General features: G+C 42.8%; 15 protein-coding genes. 11 read left to right on the top strand and 4 right to left on the bottom strand.

The genetic code is table 11. The features are described from left to right. Window positions 1-56 precede the first annotated feature (56 nt). From MKY99_RS22490 to MKY99_RS22470, 5 genes are all read left to right on the top strand, one after another. Entirely contained in the window at window positions 57-2606 is a 2550-nt protein-coding gene (locus tag MKY99_RS22490; RefSeq protein WP_339271751.1) for a glycoside hydrolase family 2 protein, read from the top strand. A gap of 31 nt (window positions 2607-2637) precedes the next feature. Beyond that, window positions 2638-3651, top strand: coding sequence for a zinc-dependent alcohol dehydrogenase family protein (locus tag MKY99_RS22485; RefSeq protein ID WP_339266433.1), 1014 nt, complete (start codon window positions 2638-2640; stop codon window positions 3649-3651). A 202-nt stretch (window positions 3652-3853) separates the two neighbouring features. Further along, complete coding sequence (locus MKY99_RS22480; RefSeq protein WP_339266431.1) at window positions 3854-5038, top strand: glycosyltransferase; 1185 nt, start codon at window positions 3854-3856, stop codon at window positions 5036-5038. Next, entirely contained in the window at window positions 5025-6236 is a 1212-nt protein-coding gene (locus tag MKY99_RS22475; protein WP_076284695.1) for an MFS transporter, read from the top strand. The genes MKY99_RS22480 and MKY99_RS22475 overlap by 14 nt, the downstream gene beginning before the upstream one ends. Window positions 6237-6557: 321 nt before the next feature. After that, window positions 6558-7715: a hypothetical protein gene (locus MKY99_RS22470; protein WP_339266428.1), complete on the top strand. Its 1158-nt coding sequence runs from the start codon at window positions 6558-6560 to the stop codon at window positions 7713-7715. Window positions 7716-7934: 219 nt separating this feature from the next. On the opposite strand, the gene MKY99_RS22465 is transcribed toward MKY99_RS22470, so the two are convergent. Further along, entirely contained in the window at window positions 7935-9326 is a 1392-nt protein-coding gene (locus tag MKY99_RS22465) for an MFS transporter (protein WP_339266426.1), read from the bottom strand. Window positions 9327-9436: 110 nt separating this feature from the next. Here MKY99_RS22465 and MKY99_RS22460 point away from each other — a divergent pair, with 110 nt between their 5' ends. The 6 genes from MKY99_RS22460 (at window position 9437) to MKY99_RS22435 (ending at window position 15204) form a co-directional block, all read left to right on the top strand. Next, the gene (locus tag MKY99_RS22460) at window positions 9437-10321 is read left to right on the top strand and encodes a LysR substrate-binding domain-containing protein (RefSeq protein WP_339266424.1); all 885 of its coding nucleotides are present in this window, start codon (window positions 9437-9439) and stop codon (window positions 10319-10321) included. A gap of 421 nt (window positions 10322-10742) precedes the next feature. Then, the gene (locus MKY99_RS22455) at window positions 10743-11366 is read left to right on the top strand and encodes a hypothetical protein (protein WP_339266422.1); all 624 of its coding nucleotides are present in this window, start codon (window positions 10743-10745) and stop codon (window positions 11364-11366) included. 74 nt (window positions 11367-11440) lie between these two features. Then, the gene (locus tag MKY99_RS22450) at window positions 11441-11629 is read left to right on the top strand and encodes a hypothetical protein (protein ID WP_042190658.1); all 189 of its coding nucleotides are present in this window, start codon (window positions 11441-11443) and stop codon (window positions 11627-11629) included. 572 nt (window positions 11630-12201) lie between these two features. Then, window positions 12202-13185 (top strand): ABC transporter ATP-binding protein, encoded by a 984-nt coding sequence (locus tag MKY99_RS22445; protein WP_042190654.1) that lies wholly within the window; start codon window positions 12202-12204, stop codon window positions 13183-13185. Then, window positions 13163-13936, top strand: a complete 774-nt coding sequence (locus tag MKY99_RS22440; protein ID WP_076284690.1) for an ABC transporter permease — start codon at window positions 13163-13165, stop codon at window positions 13934-13936. The genes MKY99_RS22445 and MKY99_RS22440 overlap by 23 nt, the downstream gene beginning before the upstream one ends. 128 nt (window positions 13937-14064) lie before the next feature. Continuing rightward, the gene (locus MKY99_RS22435) at window positions 14065-15204 is read left to right on the top strand and encodes a 5-methyltetrahydropteroyltriglutamate--homocysteine S-methyltransferase (protein ID WP_339266420.1); all 1140 of its coding nucleotides are present in this window, start codon (window positions 14065-14067) and stop codon (window positions 15202-15204) included. 390 nt (window positions 15205-15594) lie between these two features. On the opposite strand, the gene MKY99_RS22430 is transcribed toward MKY99_RS22435, so the two are convergent. From MKY99_RS22430 to MKY99_RS22420, 3 genes are all read right to left on the bottom strand, one after another. Continuing rightward, complete coding sequence (locus tag MKY99_RS22430) at window positions 15595-15723, bottom strand: hypothetical protein (RefSeq protein WP_339266418.1); 129 nt, start codon at window positions 15721-15723, stop codon at window positions 15595-15597. 74 nt (window positions 15724-15797) lie between these two features. Next, entirely contained in the window at window positions 15798-16739 is a 942-nt protein-coding gene (locus MKY99_RS22425) for an NAD(P)H-binding protein (RefSeq protein WP_339266417.1), read from the bottom strand. 78 nt (window positions 16740-16817) lie between these two features. Continuing rightward, window positions 16818-17717 carry a LysR family transcriptional regulator gene (locus MKY99_RS22420; RefSeq protein ID WP_339266416.1) on the bottom strand — a complete coding sequence of 300 codons (900 nt, stop codon included), beginning with the start codon at window positions 17715-17717 and terminating at the stop codon, window positions 16818-16820. Window positions 17718-17723 lie beyond the last annotated feature (6 nt).

The following is a 17723-nucleotide window of genomic DNA, read 5'->3' as shown; positions in this document are numbered from 1 at the left end:
CAAAACCGAAGTGGTTTTGGCGTTTTAATTTGGGAGAGAGGATGAAGAGAATGAACATTAAATTAACTGAAAACTGGAAACTTCGTGATTTTCATGTGGGGGAAGCCCGGGATCTTGAAGTTGCATCGCCAGAGTTTATTGATTATTTCTGGATGACCACCTCAGTGCCCGGTGACATCCATACGACGCTTCGGGAGAAAGGCATTATTGATGATCCTTTCTTTGGCCACCAAGATCAGAAATGCCGTTGGATTGAAGAAAAGGTATGGTGGTATCGTACGGTCTTTTCATACGATTCTGATCTTAAACCTGGTGAGAAGATGGAGCTATTATTCGAAGGGTTAGATACCTATGCAACCGTATATCTCAACGGTGTGGAGCTTGGATCGACAGATAATATGTTCATTAGCCATTCATTTGATGTAACCCGTGAATTAAATAAAGGGAAAAATACGCTTGCCGTAAAATTTGATCCTATTCATGTACACGCTGGCGATAAAGTCCAATATTATTGGTCGGGCTATAGTAAGAAGCGGATTTGGACACGTAAAGCGCAGAGTCATTTTGGCTGGGACTGGGGTCCGCGTCTGGTCTGTGCAGGCATATGGAAAGAGGTACAGTTGATCAAACGGCGTCATGCACATTTAGATCATGTGTTTGCCCGTACAACTTCGATAGAGGGTCAAGTAGGTGTTGTTGATGTGGATTTATGCGCACATGCCTTTGATCGCGGATGTTCGTATACGGCGCGTGTGGAACTATTAGACGGGACGGAACGTGTTGCGGAAGCGAATGTTGCTTTGGACAGAGCTTCAGGGATTACAGTTGACGGGGCGATTACTGCGCGTACGCTTCATCATTCAGTTACCTTGCAGGTGATGGATCCAAAGTTATGGTGGACCCATGATCTAGGAACGCCTTTCTTATATCATCTACGCGTTACGCTATTTGCTGATGGGGAGCTAATAGATACCTATGAGCAGCCATTTGGGATTCGAAAGATCGAATTGATGCAGCTGGATGAAGAAGGGCACCATGCTTTTACTTTTGTATTGAACGGCGTAAAAGTTTTTGCTAAAGGTGCAAATTGGATCCCTATTGATAGCTTTATTGCGACCGTGCCAGACAGCCGCTATACACATCTGCTTCAGATGGCCAAGGATGCCAATATGAATATGATTCGCGCTTGGGGTGGAGGCATTTATGAGCGGGATATTTTCTTTGATGAATGTGATCGGTTAGGAATTTTAATCTGGCAGGACTTCATGTTCGCTTGTGCACTGTATCCAGATTACAATCGTAATTTCATGAATAATGTTCACCGCGAAATTGAGCAGGTCGTAAAACGTCTTCGCAGTCGTACGAGCCTTGCTCTATGGTGTGGGAATAACGAGAATGATTGGTTGTATGAGGCACTGTCCTCTAACGGCGAGATTACACATCCCTTCTATGGAGAAAAAATTTATCATGAGCTCATGCCTGCAGTACTAGAGCAACTCGATCCCACACGAACGTTTTGGCCTAGCTCGCCTTTTGGCGGCAATGATCACAATTCACGTGATGTGGGCGATACCCATAACTGGCAAGTCTGGCATGGGAATAATGAGCCGCGTCAGTTTGGTGAACCGCAGACACAGGATTATAGTGTTGAAGGGATATCATTCAAACGATTCAAGTCAGACTTCACGAAATTCGCCAGTGAATTCGGGCTGCATGCCGCTTCCAATCGTTACACCCTAGCAAAGAACATGCCGGACAATCAGTTCTATTGGGATAGCGATGAAATGAAGTATCGTAATAAAGATGTCCATTATCCTAAGGGCATTATGCTCATGGAAGGTTATACAGGAGTTCCAAAGGATATCAATGAATATATTCAATTCTCGATGCTGACCCAGGCAGAGGGATTGAGGTATGGCATTGAGCATTACCGCCGTAATAAGCCGGATACAAGCGGGGCTTTATTCTGGCAGTTCAATGATTGCTGGCCGGGAACAAGCTGGTCTGTTATCGATTATTATGGTTTACCAAAGGCGAGCTACCACTATGCGCGTAAATTCTTTGCACCGGTACTCTTATGTGTGGATCATGATCCGAATGGACTGCTGCAGTTATGGGCTCTCAATGATCGCCGCGAAGCTTATCAGGATGAGGCGGAATTAACGATCTATCGGATGGATGGTACAATTGTATATCAGCGTGCATTCGACGTTACCGTTGATTCGAACAGTAAAGTTAATTTTGCCAAGTTAACTGAAGCTGAGGTACTGCAGCAACATAGCGCTTGCGAGGTTGTGGTCGTACTTCGTTCGAAGAAACGGTTAACAGAAGATTATGTACTCTATTTAAGAGACTATAAGGATATGGATTATCAACCCGCTCATGTTCAGATCTCCGTGGATGAAGCGAAAGGACATATCCACTTGATCTCAGATCGCGTTGCCCGGATGGTGATGATCGAACTAGATGCACCCTGGGTGATTATGGACGATAATTTCTTTGATCTGATTCCGGGTGAGGAGAAGACGGTTCGTGTGCATCATGTGGATGCCGGGGCACTGCCTTGGGAGACTTTACGTGTAACGGCAATGAATGATGCGGGTTAACAAAAACTTGGATTTAAGGAGATGAGTTAAGATGAAGGCGGCTGTATTTCAAGGAACTAAGCACATTGAATTTAAGGACTGGGAAGCTCCGGCTGTTGGCTCCAAAGAAGTTAAACTTCGTGTGAAATGCTGCGGGATCTGTGGTACAGATCAGCATATTTATCATGGATACCCAGGGTCTGCGGAGGTGACAGCTCCGATTGTGTTAGGACATGAGCTTGCGGGCGAAATAGTGGCTGTAGGTAATGAGGTTACGACCTTACAAGTGGGGGACCGTGTATCGGTTGATCCGAACATCTATTGTGGAAACTGTTATTTTTGCCGGAATGGAAAAGTACATTTATGCGATAACTTGCAGGCTGTTGGGGTGACTCGTGACGGTGGTATGGGCGAGTATTGTGTTGTTCCTGTAGCGAACTGTTACTTGCTACCTGATGAAATGAGCTGGATCGAAGGGGCGATGATTGAACCTTTAGGTTGTGTACTTCACGGTTATAAGAAGCTGGATATCCGTAAGGCACACCAAGTCCTGATTATCGGCGGAGGTTTTATTGGTCAATTGTTCTTGCAGCTCGTCAAGGCTGCGGGTGTTAAAGGGATTATTGTCAGTGAGCCAGAAGTGTTCAAACATGACCGATTAGTCGAATTAGGTGCGGATGAAGCCGTATCTCCTGCAGCAGAAGGTGTGATGGAAGCTCTCCATCATCAATTTGATATTGTGATCGAATGTGTAGGCCGGGCGGATTCCATGGAGCTGGCGGTTAAGGCATCGCGTAAGGGTGGACAAGTCTTAATGTTTGGAGTTGCTTCCCCGGACACGTTGATTCAAGTCTCACCATTCGAAATTTTTACAAAAGAGTTGAACATCATGGGCTCTTTCATTAATCCATATACACATGAGGAATCGATTGCGTTAATTGAGAAGGGAATCGTTCAAATTGAGTCGTTGATTAGCCATCAGTTTTCGCTGAAAGATATACCGGAAATCATGGGCGAATATCCGAAACTGCTTGTTTCTAAAGGGATTATTGTGCACGAGAAGTAGTATTTAATCATAGTAAGCGTACAACAACGATGACTATTGGCTATTTGCCATAGGTCATCGTTTTTTTGTGGGCAAAAACTGGCTGCGACGAGGTCTCTCTTTATAAAATATTGAAATTAATATTCAGTTAAGAATCCCTTTACTATCAGTTTACGATTCAGAGTTAGAGTTAAAGGAGGCCATGAGAAAAAGGAGCTTTGTCATGAACACAGATCCTAAAGTACTTATTGTTACGTCGGCATTTGGGGACGGGCATATGAAAGTGGCTGAGGCCATCGAACATTCATTTAGACGTCGGGGGATTAATCGGATTACAACTCTGGACCTATTCGCTGCAGTCCACCCTACCTTGAATGAGCTATCCCGAAGGTTCTATTTAAACAACACGGGGTATACGCAAGAATTTTATGGATTCTTGTACACAATGACGAGCAAGATGAGACCAGAACAGTTCATGGGTAGACTCATCCATTCTATGGGCAAACGAAAAGTACAAAGGATCATCGACGAGATACAGCCGGATATTATTATTCATACCTTTCCTTATTTGGCTGCTGCTGAACTAGCTTCAACAACAGGAAGTCGAATACCTCTGTTCACGGTTATGACGGATTATGTAGTTCATGGCAGGTGGCTTCACCCACGAACGACGAAATATTTTATCGCTTCAGAAAGCATGAAGGCGACTCTGATGTCAGCAGGGATCGCTGAAGAGAAGCTTGTGGTCAGTGGGATTCCCATTCGCGAGGCTTTTGAACAGTCTCAGGATCGTGAAGCGCTTTTGCGCAAACATGGGTTAAACGGAAATCGTCAAAATCTATTACTAGCGGCAGGAGCTTACGGCGTATTAAGTGACATTGGCGGTTTAATAAAACGAGTACTGCTTCAATCAAGCTTCGATGTCATCGTATTGTGCGGGAATAATCATAAGCTTCGAGAAGCTACGGGGGAGCTTTTTCAAGAGAACTCTCGAGTTCACATTTTGGGATATACCGAAGAAATGCAGGAGCTGATGTGCATAGCTTCCTGTCTATTGACCAAGGCTGGCGGGATTACCTTGACTGAGGCGATGGCTCAAACACTTCCAGTTATCGTCTACCGACCTCTCCCCGGTCAGGAGGCAGGCAATGCAGAATGGTTATCTGGGCAGCATTTGATAGAGATTGCACGAAATGAGGAGCAGGTAGTAGAGCAACTCCAGCGATTGGAGCATATGGCGTACAGAGATGAAAGGGAACAGCATATGAAGGTCTTTTCGCGGAAATCAGCCTCGGATGCTATCGTTACCGAAGCTTTAGAGGCTATTAAATTGCGTCAGCCCTCTGTTCCCGCAGCAAAATCCATGCTTGTTGAAGGGCAGGCGAAGACGATTCATGGATATTATTAGGAAGAAAGAAAGACAACAGCAGACGTTTACCCGCCTCGCAATGATTCTCTTTTTTATAGAGTGGATAAGAGGGGCTGTCCTAATCACGTTCTTACCCACTTATATATTGACGAGCTGGGGGCTTACAACGTCAGTAGTTGGCATTGCGGTCTCCGTACACTATTTAACGGACAGCTTGATCAAAAGCTTCATCGGCTATCTCTTGGATAGATATCCTGGGCGTACCGTGCTTCATGGAGGGTTCTTTCTTGGGTTCGTTGGACTGTTATTGATGGTGACAACGCATAGTCCGTGGATGCTTATTGTAGCCTCTGCTTGCTTAGGTGCTGGATTCTCACCGATCTGGATCCTATGTATGAGCCAGGTATCAGAGGAAAAACGAGCACAACAGATGGGAACCTTGTACGTATACTGGATGGCTGGTCTAGGTCTGGGTCCCGTTATGATGAATTTGTTAATTGGTGGTGGGCTGTCACTGTCCCTTGCTGTCATTGGATTATTTTTCGTAGCGGGCTGGATCATGGTAGGTCTTGTAAAGATGAACAAGGTCTCGGTGCAGAGTGTGAATATATCCGTAGGTGAGCAGTTTGTATCTCTATGGAACAAAGTAAAAAAGGGAGGATTTCTGGTCCCTGGCATGCTGCTGCAGACTACAGCGGGCGGGATACTAGTTCCTTTTCTAACAAGCTTTGCTATTTCGCATCTGGGTCTGTCTCATTCTCAGCTGTCTATCGTGTTATTTATGGGAGGAGCAGGCGTAGTTCTATTTCTTGTGCCCATGGGAAAATGGTTTGATCAAGTCGGAGGGAAGTGGTTCCTTGTCATTGGGTTCGGCGTATTTGCGGTTGCCTTGTTCGGCTTAACTTCTATTAATTCCTTCTCCGCCGCCATTGGGCTCTCGCTTCTGCTAGGGTGTGCTTATGCTGCTTTGCTTCCCTCTTGGAATGCTTTAATGGCCAGTTACATTCCTGAAGATTCTGTAGGGATCAGCTGGGGACTATTGTTTTCCATAGAGGGTTTAGGGGTGGTTATTGGTCCGCTAATTGGAGGCTGGCTGGGAAGCTCAGGAAATCAATTGCTGCCTTTTCAAGTCAGTGCCTGTTTGTTTGGATTGATTAGTGTTGTCTACTTGCTATCCCCAGCCCGATTATTTATTCACAGAAACAGAGGGATGGAGAAGCTTCCAAATGTATCGTAGTTAAGATTTATTTAATAGACTCTTCACAACGAATTTAGGAATTGCACCTAAGCTTAATATACAAGACTAAATAAGTAATGAAGGGAAGGAACAAAGAATTTCAATAAAATTATTAGTATATCTTCCTTAGGACAATCAAACAGACATTTTAGTAAAGTCGATAATACACTATAAAGTAAACCATTCCTTCCATAATGTAGAACTGATCTTTCTCAATACGCTCAATCACGCTTCAGTATTTATATAGGATTTTTATGTAAAGGGAACATGAACCGATACGAAATCGAATTCAAATTCTTTCGGAAAGGAGGGAATAAAGGAATGGTAATTTTGTCGACTGGTCCCATTTCCAATAATCTCATTGGTGGTGTTAGACCGTCCAGCTTCGTTACGATTAAAATAGATAATCGTAACGAGGCGGATTATTCAACGATCTTAATTGAGGGATTTTATTTAAACGGTACGAGAACTATATATGTTCAAGAATTGATGTTAGTACTAACAAACACTGTAATCACTCGTAACTATTCTGTAGAATTTGACGCTTTCGAATTTGTGTTTACGATCATAGGTCCAGCTGAAAATGAAACGCAGGTTTCCTTATGGGGTAAAGATGAATCCCGGGAATTGGTAGCAGCCCATCGTATTCTATCGGACGAACTTTTAGGTAGCGTTGAAGTTGTAACGGGAGCAACGGGAGCAACGGGAGCAACGGGAGTGACTGGAGCAACCGGAGTATCGGGAGCAACAGGAGCAACGGGAGCAACGGGGGCAACGGGAACGACTGGAGCGACAGGAGTAACGGGAGCAACGGGAGTGACGGGAGCGACAGGTGCAACGGGAACAACCGGAGTGACGGGAGTGACTGGAGCAACGGGAGTAACGGGGGCAACAGGAGCAACGGGAGTAACTGGAGCGACAGGAGCGACAGGAGCAACGGGAGCAACGGGAGTGACTGGAGCGACAGGAGCAACGGGAGCAACGGGAGTGACGGGAGCAACGGGAGCAACAGGAGCAACGGGAACAACCGGAGTAACGGGGCCTGTACCTGTATCGGCATTTAGAGTTAATAAAGATGATCAGCAACAATTAATTGGAGACACTGTTATCACCTTCCAAACTGTAGAATTTGATTTAAATGGTGAGTTTAACCCACTAACCTCAACGTTTACGCCTATTCAGAATGGTATATATTTAATTATCGGATCGATATTCTTCGTAAATAATCTAGTTGCTGATTTCAAAGCATCTGTTCGTATTGAGAAAAACGGAGTGGTTGTTGCTGAAGATTCAGAAGTAAGTCTCGGTTCCTTTGGTAACGCAATTTACGTGGAAGTCTCTTCTATACTTTTATTACAGGCTGGTGATCAAGTACGTATCAGGGCTAACGCGTTGTCTGGCACAATATTTGCACAAGGGGGTATCGGTCTACCAGAACGTTGCCACTTTGAAGCTGCGAGATTTCCCTCGCCCACATAGAATCTTTTCTGTATCCCACTACCTGCCCATCGGAAGATAATGCAATAGGGTACTTGCTTAACGCGGGGGATTTGCTCTCGCTTTTTTTGCGGTTCACTGAGAAATGTCTATTTATTGAAGGCAAAGTTAAGCAACATCTGAGGTAGTTCTATGGTTTTTGAAGTATAAAAAATGTATTCGACTCTTATCCGGATATGCGGGACTATTTGGAGTAATTAATCAATTTATCCTCTCCTGCAACTCCCCTGACTTCCGGCGCCGCCGACTCATGAATACCAAAGACAATGCAATGATCGTGAGAATAATCCCAAGTACTTGAAATCCCTCAAAGCTGAACTTGCCTCTCATTACGATGCCTATCAACAAGGAAGAGAGAATGGTTCCCAAATATCTTGAAGTATTAAATAAACCCGATGCTACGCCGATCATTTCCTTGGGTGAACTTTGGAACAAAGTTGCTTGCATACCTACATTATTCAACCCATTGCTAATCCCGAATGCAGCCAAAGCCAGGCACACGCTAATAACCGGTGAAGATTGATTCAAAGTCACGAGCCATACCGATCCCGCAGTCATCAATATTGCAGACACTAGTAGTGCCGGTCCTGGTCCGGATTTATCGATCCATCGTCCTGCTATTGGAGAAGTAACTAGAGAGCATAGGCCTAAGGTTAGCATAAGTATCCCTGTTTGATACTCGCTGACATGGCGAACCATTTGCAAGTAGGACGGAACTCCGAAAAAGAGTGAGTAAAAGAGTACATTAACGAGCATGAATTCCACATTAACCCACGTCATTGCAGGATATTTGGCGAATGTGCGTAAAGGGATAAAAGGCGAAGTCGCTTTTAACTCATGTCGTACGAATACCCCTAGCAGAGCGAGTCCTATCAGTGAAACAATGACATTTCCTACAGCGATGTGCCCGGATGATTTTGCTGAGAGTAATCCAATGAGCAGGGCAACCAGTCCCACTGTGAAGAGCAGGATCCCTGATCCATCTATCCAATTGAACCATTTGCGAAGGGACATGCCCGATGAAACGGTTAATGACGAGTTTTCCTTAGGGATATTTCTCCAAGACAATAGAAAGCTCACTACCACAAATGGAATATTAACGAAAAAGATAGCGGGCCAGCCCCACCAGTGTATAATAACCCCGCCAATAAAGGGTCCAATGGCTGCCGCACCAGATAGGAAGATGGATAAAACAGACAGCGCTGTCGCTTGTTTTTCCGTTACATGAATTCGCACTATAGCCATACCGACGGCAACCATCATGCTTGTTCCAATGGCTTGCACAATGCGGAACACGAGGAGCCATGCGAAGCTTGGTGTGAATGGAGCTAATAATGAGGCAATGAAGGCTACTACAAGCCCGGTAAGAAATATCTTCCTCCTACCAAATAAATCGCTGGCCTTTCCCATGACGGGTTGAGCGATGCTACTAGCGATGTAGAAAGAAAAAATAATCCAGGAAACACCTGTATAGTCAAGTTGGAATACATTTTGCAATCTTGGAATAGCAACAGAAACCATTGAAGAGTTTAATGGGTTCAATAGTATCCCTAGCCCCACTGAAATCATTAACCACCAATTCCGAGCACTCATTTTGTGTCCCCCTAAAGCGTATTAATGTCATCCTACTTGATTTTAATTATTCATTCCAACGCATTTTATGTTATATTCTCATTGACTTAAAGGAATGAATGGGGTGCGAAATGGAACTTCTACAGCTGCAATATTTTCTCGCGGTAGCTCGGTTGGAACATGTGACCGAAGCTGCGCGAAATCTGCACGTTACTCAATCATCACTTAGCAAAACAATACAGCGCTTGGAGGAGGATCTAGGGGTCCCTTTATTCGATCGAGTAGGGCGGAACCTTCGTCTGAATGAGTTCGGAAGCAGATTCCTTCGCCGTGCAGAAAGAGCTTTGTTTGAATTGGAGCAGGGGAAGCAGGAGCTTAGCGATTTATCTCACCCGGAACATAACACGCTTGAATTAGCAGTGACCACCGCCAGTACATTACCCAATATCCTTCGCGAGTTTCGAAAAAAGCGACCTGATATTCAATTTCATGTGCAGATGCTGACTACGAAGGAAATGGTTACACTTTTGGATAGAGGAGAGGTGGATTTCTGCTTGTCCTCACCCCCTTTAGAAGGGGACGACATCGAATGCCAAGTCGTATTTATCGACCCAATCCTTGTAGCCGTTCCTAAGGGGCATCGGTTGGCAGATCGAAGCAGCGTATCTTTGATAGAGCTGAGAGATGAATGGTTCGTCGGGGTTAAGAGTGGTTATGGAACTCGGGATTTAATAGACTCTGTGTGCCAATCGGTTGGATTTACGCCTAAATATGTGTATGAGGGGGATGAACCTGCAAGGTTAATCACGCTTGTGGAAGCTGAGATTGGTCTTGCCTTCATACCAAGTACAGCAAGAAATTCACGAGAAGACATCAAATATCTCCAAATAGAGAATCACGAATTGGTACGGGAAATTGCTTTAATATGGCACAAGAGTCGGTACATTTCTCGGGCTGCCTTGGAATTTCGTGAGGTAGTTGTAGAATATTTCGGATCGTTATCCAAAGAGGCTTAAGACAATTGGGGATGGATATCTAGAGGTATTTAACTGGATGCAAAAGAACAATTGCATCCAGCTCAAGGACGCATAGTCTATAGAAATATTTTATAATGAGGATGTAGAAAAATCTGGTAGTGTTTAGTTATCTGATGTTGGTTCTTCCATAAACCATGAGATATGGGTGCATCTCTTACAAATAAGTATAGCAGCGTTTTTATTCGCCCAGTCAAATCCTAGAAAGGATGCTCCGCTTGTGTTAAGCAGTTTATAATCCAGATGAAAGGTATCGTTTTGACAACAAGGACAGGTTATTCGCGCGCCTGCAGCACTGTATCTCATTTTAAAAACCTCCTGTGAATTTGTATAGTTCTTTAACGCATCTGAGGTTATTAAGGTTTCATGTACTCGAACTTACTAGTCAATTTGGGGTGGAATTATGAATAGCTGGGAAATAGCTTTGTCAAAGGTATGTGAGCTTTATTTTTCATCGAAAGTGAATTCGAAATTAGAATGGATCTTGGTTGGCTCGGTGGGTTCGGTTTTACAGGGCTGTGAAATGACTCCGGGAGACGTTGATATTTATACAAAAAATAAAGAAGGGATTGCACAATTTGCAGAACTTCTGAAGGAATATTCCTTGCTGGGTAAATGTGAATTCCCTCATGGAGAGAACTGGTTATCCTCTTTAGAAGAACCTACATACACTCAGACCTTTTCTTCAGGCTTTTCATGGACAAAAGGGAGTTGGATCATCGATGGGTTTAAAGTGGAAGTCGTTCATATCTCCAACTCAGCGGGAATTCCTGATTCTATGGATGGCGATGGGATATGGGAAGGTGGACAATTCATTTGGAATCATTTTAGGAATGTGACAATCGGACGGTACACTATTCCTACGGTTCCTCTAGAAATACAGCTAGAATCAAATTTAAGAAGACAACGATCAGACAGGACACAAGCGATTATTACTGCATTGCAAAAATATGGATACGATCAAGAACTAATGGAAAAAGCTCTATCAAAGAAACACTTACCTTATTTTTATTCTCAAATGAATTGAGCAAAGGATATTATTTTTAAAAAGGGAATTAACTGGTATAATATGGTTTATAATCGAGAAAGGTGTTGATTTCTATGTCTGACTTTTTTGATCCAGGACCTAATCCAAATGTGACGGACCCTGGCGGTCATAAAGCAAACCATGATGTCAATGCGCAAAAATATCATACACAAGGTGTTCCTGGATTTTGGAGCGAGGTAACCAATCTGTTCATCGTGGTGGCAATAATTGCAGTTATTTTCTTACTCATATGGATCTTCTAATGGCCTTGTAATGAAAAAAATGACAGCCCTCATTTAACTTGAGGGCTGTCATTATCGTTATTGAGCTGAGTATCCTCCATCGATGGAATTAATTTTCTGCCAATCCTCATCTGAGACAACATGCAATTTCATTCCATAAGCATTCTGTTTCTGGCTTACTTTCTCTAGCGCTACCTCATCAATGTCTGCGGCAATAACGATATGATCATTGTTAGTGTCAAAATAGCCCGCCTGCGGTCATAACGCCACTTTTTGCAACTCTAACCATTAAAGCAAGTCCTACTAATACCCACCACGCAAAATGGATTTTTTCTTGTTGTGATTCAAGTTGTCCGCCTCGTTTTCTATGATGAAATAACCTACATTTGCTCCATGCCGGACATTCACCCAGTGATTCTTAAAAATTGCGATATTTCCTATAGACTTATCATAGTTGTCGTCTATACAAATCTCATTCCTCAGACGGAGAAAGTATCCATCTGGAGCCAGTTATCTAAATTTAGATACTCAAATAAAATAAATTTAACAATGGAATCACTCTTTTAAATCGTACGGGAGAGGATGGTTATAAGGTGGAGAAAATTATAGAAGTACGAGGGATTAGCAAGGTATACGAGAAAAGAAAGACGAAAGAGAAGATCCATGCCGTTCGTGATGTTTCTTTTCATGTAAATCGTGGAGAGGTTCTCGGTTTACTAGGCCCCAACGGTGCTGGGAAAACATCAACAATAAAGATGCTCTGTGGTTTGTTAGAATCGGATGGGGGTTCTATATCCATTAATGGCTTAGATATTTGTAAGAAGAGACTCAAAGCGCTAGAGCATATTAGTGCTGTATTAGAAGGGAACCGGAATTTATATTGGCGTCTTACGGTTCGGGAAAATTTAGAATATTTTGCAGGTAACCGGGGGTACTCTCGGAAGCAAATTGCCGATCAGACAGATAAATTATTAGAGCAATTCAACCTTAAAGAAAAGGAGAATGAGCTGGTTAATGGATTATCTCGTGGGATGCAGCAAAAGCTGGCAATCGCTGTGGCGTTATTAGCTAATACGGATGTCATCTTGCTGGATGAGCCAACGCTCGGTTTGGATGTTGAGGTTAGTTATGAATTACGAAATATTCTAAAAACGATAGTGAGGGAAGAGAAACGTACGATCATTATTAGCTCACATGATATGCCCGTCGTTCAGGAGCTGTGTGACCGTGCCATTATCATTAACAAAGGTGAAGTTGTGATTGACGACAGGGTGGAGAATTTACTTAAGTTATTTGAAACAAGGGCATATTCCATTAAATTAGGTGAGCAATTAAGCCCTGAACAGGAGAATAAACTGTTGAGTATATTCCCTTTAAGTACTTATAAAGCAAGCTCTCATGAAACGATCGTGGAAGTGAATTTAGAGCATGGTCAGGATATCTACGAGTTGTTCGATCTTCTGAAAGAGGAAGGAACGATGGTGGAAAGTATTGATCGAATAACCATTGATTTTGAACAAGTGTTTATTCAGATTGTGAAGGGAGGTAAGACTCATGAAATGGCTCCATTTATTTAATGCTAATTTTCGTAAGGAATATATTGAGTTGAAACGATATTTACCGAACACGATTGCATTAGTAGTCACTTTTTATATTATATTTCTGGCTGCATTTTTTGGAATTATGTTCATAGGAGATCCAGCCAGTTTTGATACGAATGTTCAATATTCAATTGTAAGTGTGGTCTTTTGGAGCTTAACGATGATGACGATGAACTTTATTGGTTATTCGGTAATCACAGAAGCGACGCGTGGAACGTTAGAGCAGTTATATATGTCTCCCATGGGTGTGTGGAAAATTATGCTCACGCGGATCGTCAGTCAATTGGGCTTACAGTCCGTCATTATGATTCTCTTGCTGTTTGGAGCGATGCTAACCTCGGGACAATGGTTGAGTCTTAATCCCATGACAACGATCCCAATCATTATAGTTACTATGATAAGTATGGTAGGCGTTAGTTTTATGATTGCTGGTTTGGCTATTATTGTGAAACAAATTCAAGCATTTCTACAGATTTTTCAATTTGTCTTGATGGGACTTGTATTTGTTCCGATCACTGTAGCTCCGTTTTTAGCTTTTGCCCCATTCGTTAAAGGCGTGAATATGGTAAGAACGGTGATGCTTGAGAATCTAACGTTAACGGATCTATCTTTATCTGACTATGGCGTATTAATATTAAATTCGCTGGTTTATTTGATTCTAGGGCTCGTTGTGTTTGATCGCTGTGAGAAAATAGCCATGAAGAAAGGTCTTCTGGGGCAATACTAGCGTACACAATCGTTTATTTATTAGGTATAACTAATACTTATAACCTGCCATAACTCATTGGTGTAACGGTATAGGCAATCGGATATGCTATATTAATTTTAATAATTTGTTCACGAGGAGATTAATATATGAGCACTCAAACCGAACCTAAAAAGCGAACCGTTACTCCATTTCGATATGATATTGTTGGCAGCTTCCTGCGCCCTCAAGCGTTGAAAAAGGCTAGATTAAAATTCAAGAACAGCGAAATTACTGCCGAGCAGTTGAAGGAAGTAGAGAACGACGAGATCGTCAAGCTCGTGCAAAAACAAAAAGAGGTAGGTCTTCAAGCTGTAACCGACGGCGAATTCCGCCGCTCTTGGTGGCATCTCGACTTCTTCTGGGGTTTTGATGGTGTAGAGCGGACCATTATTGATCAAGGCTACCAATTTAATGGTGCAGAATCCAGACCAGAAACCGCACGACTGACCGGAAAAATAAGCTACAGCAGCCACCCTTTTGTAGCGCATTATGAATTCTTAAAAGGCGCTGCTGGTGAGGATGTTGTTGCGCGCCAATCGATTCCTGCAGCAGCGCAGTTCCTGTTTGAGCTGGATCGGGTAGAAAATAAGGAAAGCACGAATGAATTATACCCGAATCGTGAAGAGCTAATTTCGGATATTGCCAAAGCATACAAAGCGTCAATTCTTGCCTTTTATGCAGCGGGCTGCCGCAGCATTCAAATTGACGATTGCACGTGGGGAGCGCTGTGCGACGAACAGTTTATAGCATTTATGAATCAGGTTGGTGTGAATGTAGCTGAATATGCGAACGAGCTTGCGAAGTTGAACGAAGAAGTGGTATCCGGACTGCCGGAAGATCTCGTTGTAACGACACATGTATGCCGAGGCAATTATGTTTCTACTTATGCTGGTGTAGGCGGAGGTTATGAACCTATCGCGCAAACACTTCTGAACATCAATAACTACTCAGGTTACTATCTGGAGTTTGATACTGAACGTGCTGGTGACTTCAAACCATTACGCTTCCTAAAAGACAATCAGCAGGTCGTGCTTGGCCTGTTCTCTTCCAAATTTGGTGAGCTTGAAAGCAAGGAAGATATTCTGAAGCGTATTGAGGAAGCGAAGCAATATGTCGATCTAAACCGGATTTGCCTGAGCCCGCAATGCGGCTTTGCTTCCACGGAAGAAGGTAACCACCTTACAGAAGAGCAGCAATGGCGCAAGCTTGCTTATATCAAAGAGATTGCTGAAGAGATCTGGTATTAACTCTAATTAAAAAGTAGACAGAGACAATACACCTTTAACCATTCGGATGTTCATCCGTACGGTTAAAGGTGTATTTTGATTTAAAGAGTGTACATGGATTTACTTGGCGTGCTGACACTATACCAGTGGATTGTGAGTAATTAGGGAAAAGCTCCCTAATAAAAGCCGATAATTGCTTTAAATGAATGGAATCAGGGAATTCCTCCCTAAAAATCGGGCCGAAATATACTTTTACCGCTAAATTAGTTGAATTATAGGGAGGAATTCCCTAATTATTAGTCTGATGACCAGAATCCTCTGATAATAAGGGAGTAATTCCCTAATTATCTCCAGGGCGAGCATATGATTGAGCTTTACGGAGCAGAGAGACAGAGAATTAATTTGGAATTATTAACTAGCGGCACTTGTTGAGTTGCCCACGCTTGTGGTTGCAGTGGCAGAAAATTGTGAGTGTTCAGTAAGTAGAGGAAGCTTGGAATGCTCCTTCTGACCTTGGAGAACGAGTTGTTTTTGTACCATCCTCAGCATAAAAGAAATCACCCCCGTTTATTAAACAGGGGTGATTTAGTCTAAGTGGTATGAGGTGCCACTTATTAATTGTCTTTAGAATGTCTTTCCCCAACCTGAAATTCATCGGCATGTTCAAACATGTATTTCACGGTCAGTGGCTCTTGCCCCGTCAAATTTTTAAAGTCGTCTGTGAAAATATCCATTTTCCCTTCACGGATAGCCTGTCCAAAAGTAACCATGCCTTCGGAAGAAAAGGGTGCTTCGGAACCTTCTTTAAATGCACCGTCGGTAGTTCTAGGCACACCCATGGCTTCGAATACGGCATAATTCTCTTCATCCGTATTTTCTTTGTAGGTGATATGATTACCGGTTACTACATTCCCGATCTTAATGAAGTCAGTAATCGTCATTAATTCTTGTCCATTGATATCAAGGATCGCTTCATGATAATTTTTGGAGGCCAGGGCATGAGCAACGGCCTTTGCACAATCCTTCCGCGAAATATAAGCCATTTTACCGTCACCCTGATTGTTTGTTAATACCCCGTCACCCTTCACATAAGTGAAGTAATTGGTAATCATCGCTTCCGCGTATTGGGAATTACGAAGGAAAATATAATCGAGCCCTACGCTTTGAACATAACGTTCGGTATAAATATGATCGATTTTTTCAACGCTTGGATTGGTTTCATCAGCCGCGTTTACTAGAGAAGTATAAATGATCTGTTTGACTCCGGATTTTTTGGCAGCATCGACCACATTTCTGTGTGCATTTTGGCGTTTCTCCCCAACAAAAGGCATGGAGATCAGAGCTAGTTTATCAGCATGAGCAAAAGCTTCGGCAAGGCCTTCCTTGTTATTAAAGTTGGTCACATGTGTTTCAATCCCTTGTTCCGCATATTCTTTCAAACAGGCTGGATCGTAGGCGCAAAAAATGATTTGGTCTTTATCTACTAGCTCTAACAAATATTCCGCAGCTTGCTTCCCTAGATTTCCATCGACACCCGTCAACAATAATTTACCCATGATCATCGTCACTCCTTGTGGATATGATTTATACCCTTATAGTATGTGAAAAAATGAACATAGTCTAACGCATAAAACTTATGGTCGATTGCTAAAACCAATGTGGATCTGCTGAAGGAAGGAGGGCAAGGCAGGGTTTGTATTATTTCTGAGATAACCAGCTTCGATTGCAAAGGTATGATGTGAATCCTCTAATGGGATTAACCGGACTTTATCTTGAAGATAGGCGAGCTGATAGTTATCCGGAAAAAAACCAATTAAATTCTCCGTTATGATATAAAACAATTCTGTCTCCACATCGTCTGCGGTTCGAAGGATGTTAGGCTGATAGCCGTCTTCAATTGCATGCTGGATCATTAGATGATAAGAGTTTCCAATAGCTGTTGGATTCAACATGACTAGTGGATGTTCATATAACTCCTCTTTGGCGATCGATTCATGATGAAAAAGAGGATGGTGATGACTCACAGCCGCACAATAACGTCCCTTATATAAGGGATAGGTTACAATGTCCTCTTTTCCCTGAAACTCGGAGTCAAAGGCAATAGCTACGTCGTAGATCCCTTTTTGCAAGTATTCTGCAATATCTTTTAGCAATACTTTATTCAGTTCCAGCTTAATATTCGGATGATGATCCTGAAATGAGGGAATCAATTTCAACAAACTTTGGATATCCGTCATCGCCGCATATTCGATATTCAGGGATTGTGTATTATATTTTTGAAAGTTTTCCATGCTCATCTTCATATGGTTATATTGTTTCCAGAGAATGAGAGCTTCGCCATAGAAAAGCCATCCGGCTTTGGTTGGTTCGATAGGGATCTGCTTTCTGTCAATCAATTGAATGTTGAATTCCTCTTCAAGCGCGGCGATTTGTTGACTAATGGTGGTCTGCGATACATAGTTCTTTTTAGCTGTTTCGGTAAAATTTCTGCATTCAACGAGATCAATAAAATATTTAATCCTTCTTATGTTCATAGGATC

It is taken from the genome of Paenibacillus sp. FSL R5-0470 (genome assembly GCF_037975205.1).
Taxonomy (GTDB): domain Bacteria; phylum Bacillota; class Bacilli; order Paenibacillales; family Paenibacillaceae; genus Paenibacillus_AQ.
The sequence above is the reverse complement of the archived record's forward strand: the minus strand, read 5'-3'. Positions and strand labels throughout refer to the sequence as shown.

Bases quoted from the DNA above. Each gene is read 5' to 3' on its own strand.
- MKY99_RS22425 (WP_339266417.1), bottom strand. From the start codon at position 16,739: ATGGGTAAATTATTGTTGACGGGTGTCGATGGAAATCTAGGGAAGCAA.
- MKY99_RS22475 (WP_076284695.1), top strand. From the start codon at position 5,025: ATGGATATTATTAGGAAGAAAGAAAGACAACAGCAGACGTTTACCCGC.
- MKY99_RS22455 (WP_339266422.1), top strand. From the start codon at position 10,743: ATGAATAGCTGGGAAATAGCTTTGTCAAAGGTATGTGAGCTTTATTTT.
- MKY99_RS22430 (WP_339266418.1), bottom strand. From the start codon at position 15,723: ATGGTACAAAAACAACTCGTTCTCCAAGGTCAGAAGGAGCATTCCAAG.
- MKY99_RS22485 (WP_339266433.1), top strand. From the start codon at position 2,638: ATGAAGGCGGCTGTATTTCAAGGAACTAAGCACATTGAATTTAAGGAC.
- MKY99_RS22435 (WP_339266420.1), top strand. From the start codon at position 14,065: ATGAGCACTCAAACCGAACCTAAAAAGCGAACCGTTACTCCATTTCGA.
- MKY99_RS22470 (WP_339266428.1), top strand. From the start codon at position 6,558: ATGGTAATTTTGTCGACTGGTCCCATTTCCAATAATCTCATTGGTGGT.
- MKY99_RS22480 (WP_339266431.1), top strand. From the start codon at position 3,854: ATGAACACAGATCCTAAAGTACTTATTGTTACGTCGGCATTTGGGGAC.
- MKY99_RS22465 (WP_339266426.1), bottom strand. From the start codon at position 9,326: ATGAGTGCTCGGAATTGGTGGTTAATGATTTCAGTGGGGCTAGGGATA.
- MKY99_RS22460 (WP_339266424.1), top strand. From the start codon at position 9,437: ATGGAACTTCTACAGCTGCAATATTTTCTCGCGGTAGCTCGGTTGGAA.
- MKY99_RS22440 (WP_076284690.1), top strand. From the start codon at position 13,163: ATGAAATGGCTCCATTTATTTAATGCTAATTTTCGTAAGGAATATATT.
- MKY99_RS22420 (WP_339266416.1), bottom strand. From the start codon at position 17,717: ATGAACATAAGAAGGATTAAATATTTTATTGATCTCGTTGAATGCAGA.
- MKY99_RS22450 (WP_042190658.1), top strand. From the start codon at position 11,441: ATGTCTGACTTTTTTGATCCAGGACCTAATCCAAATGTGACGGACCCT.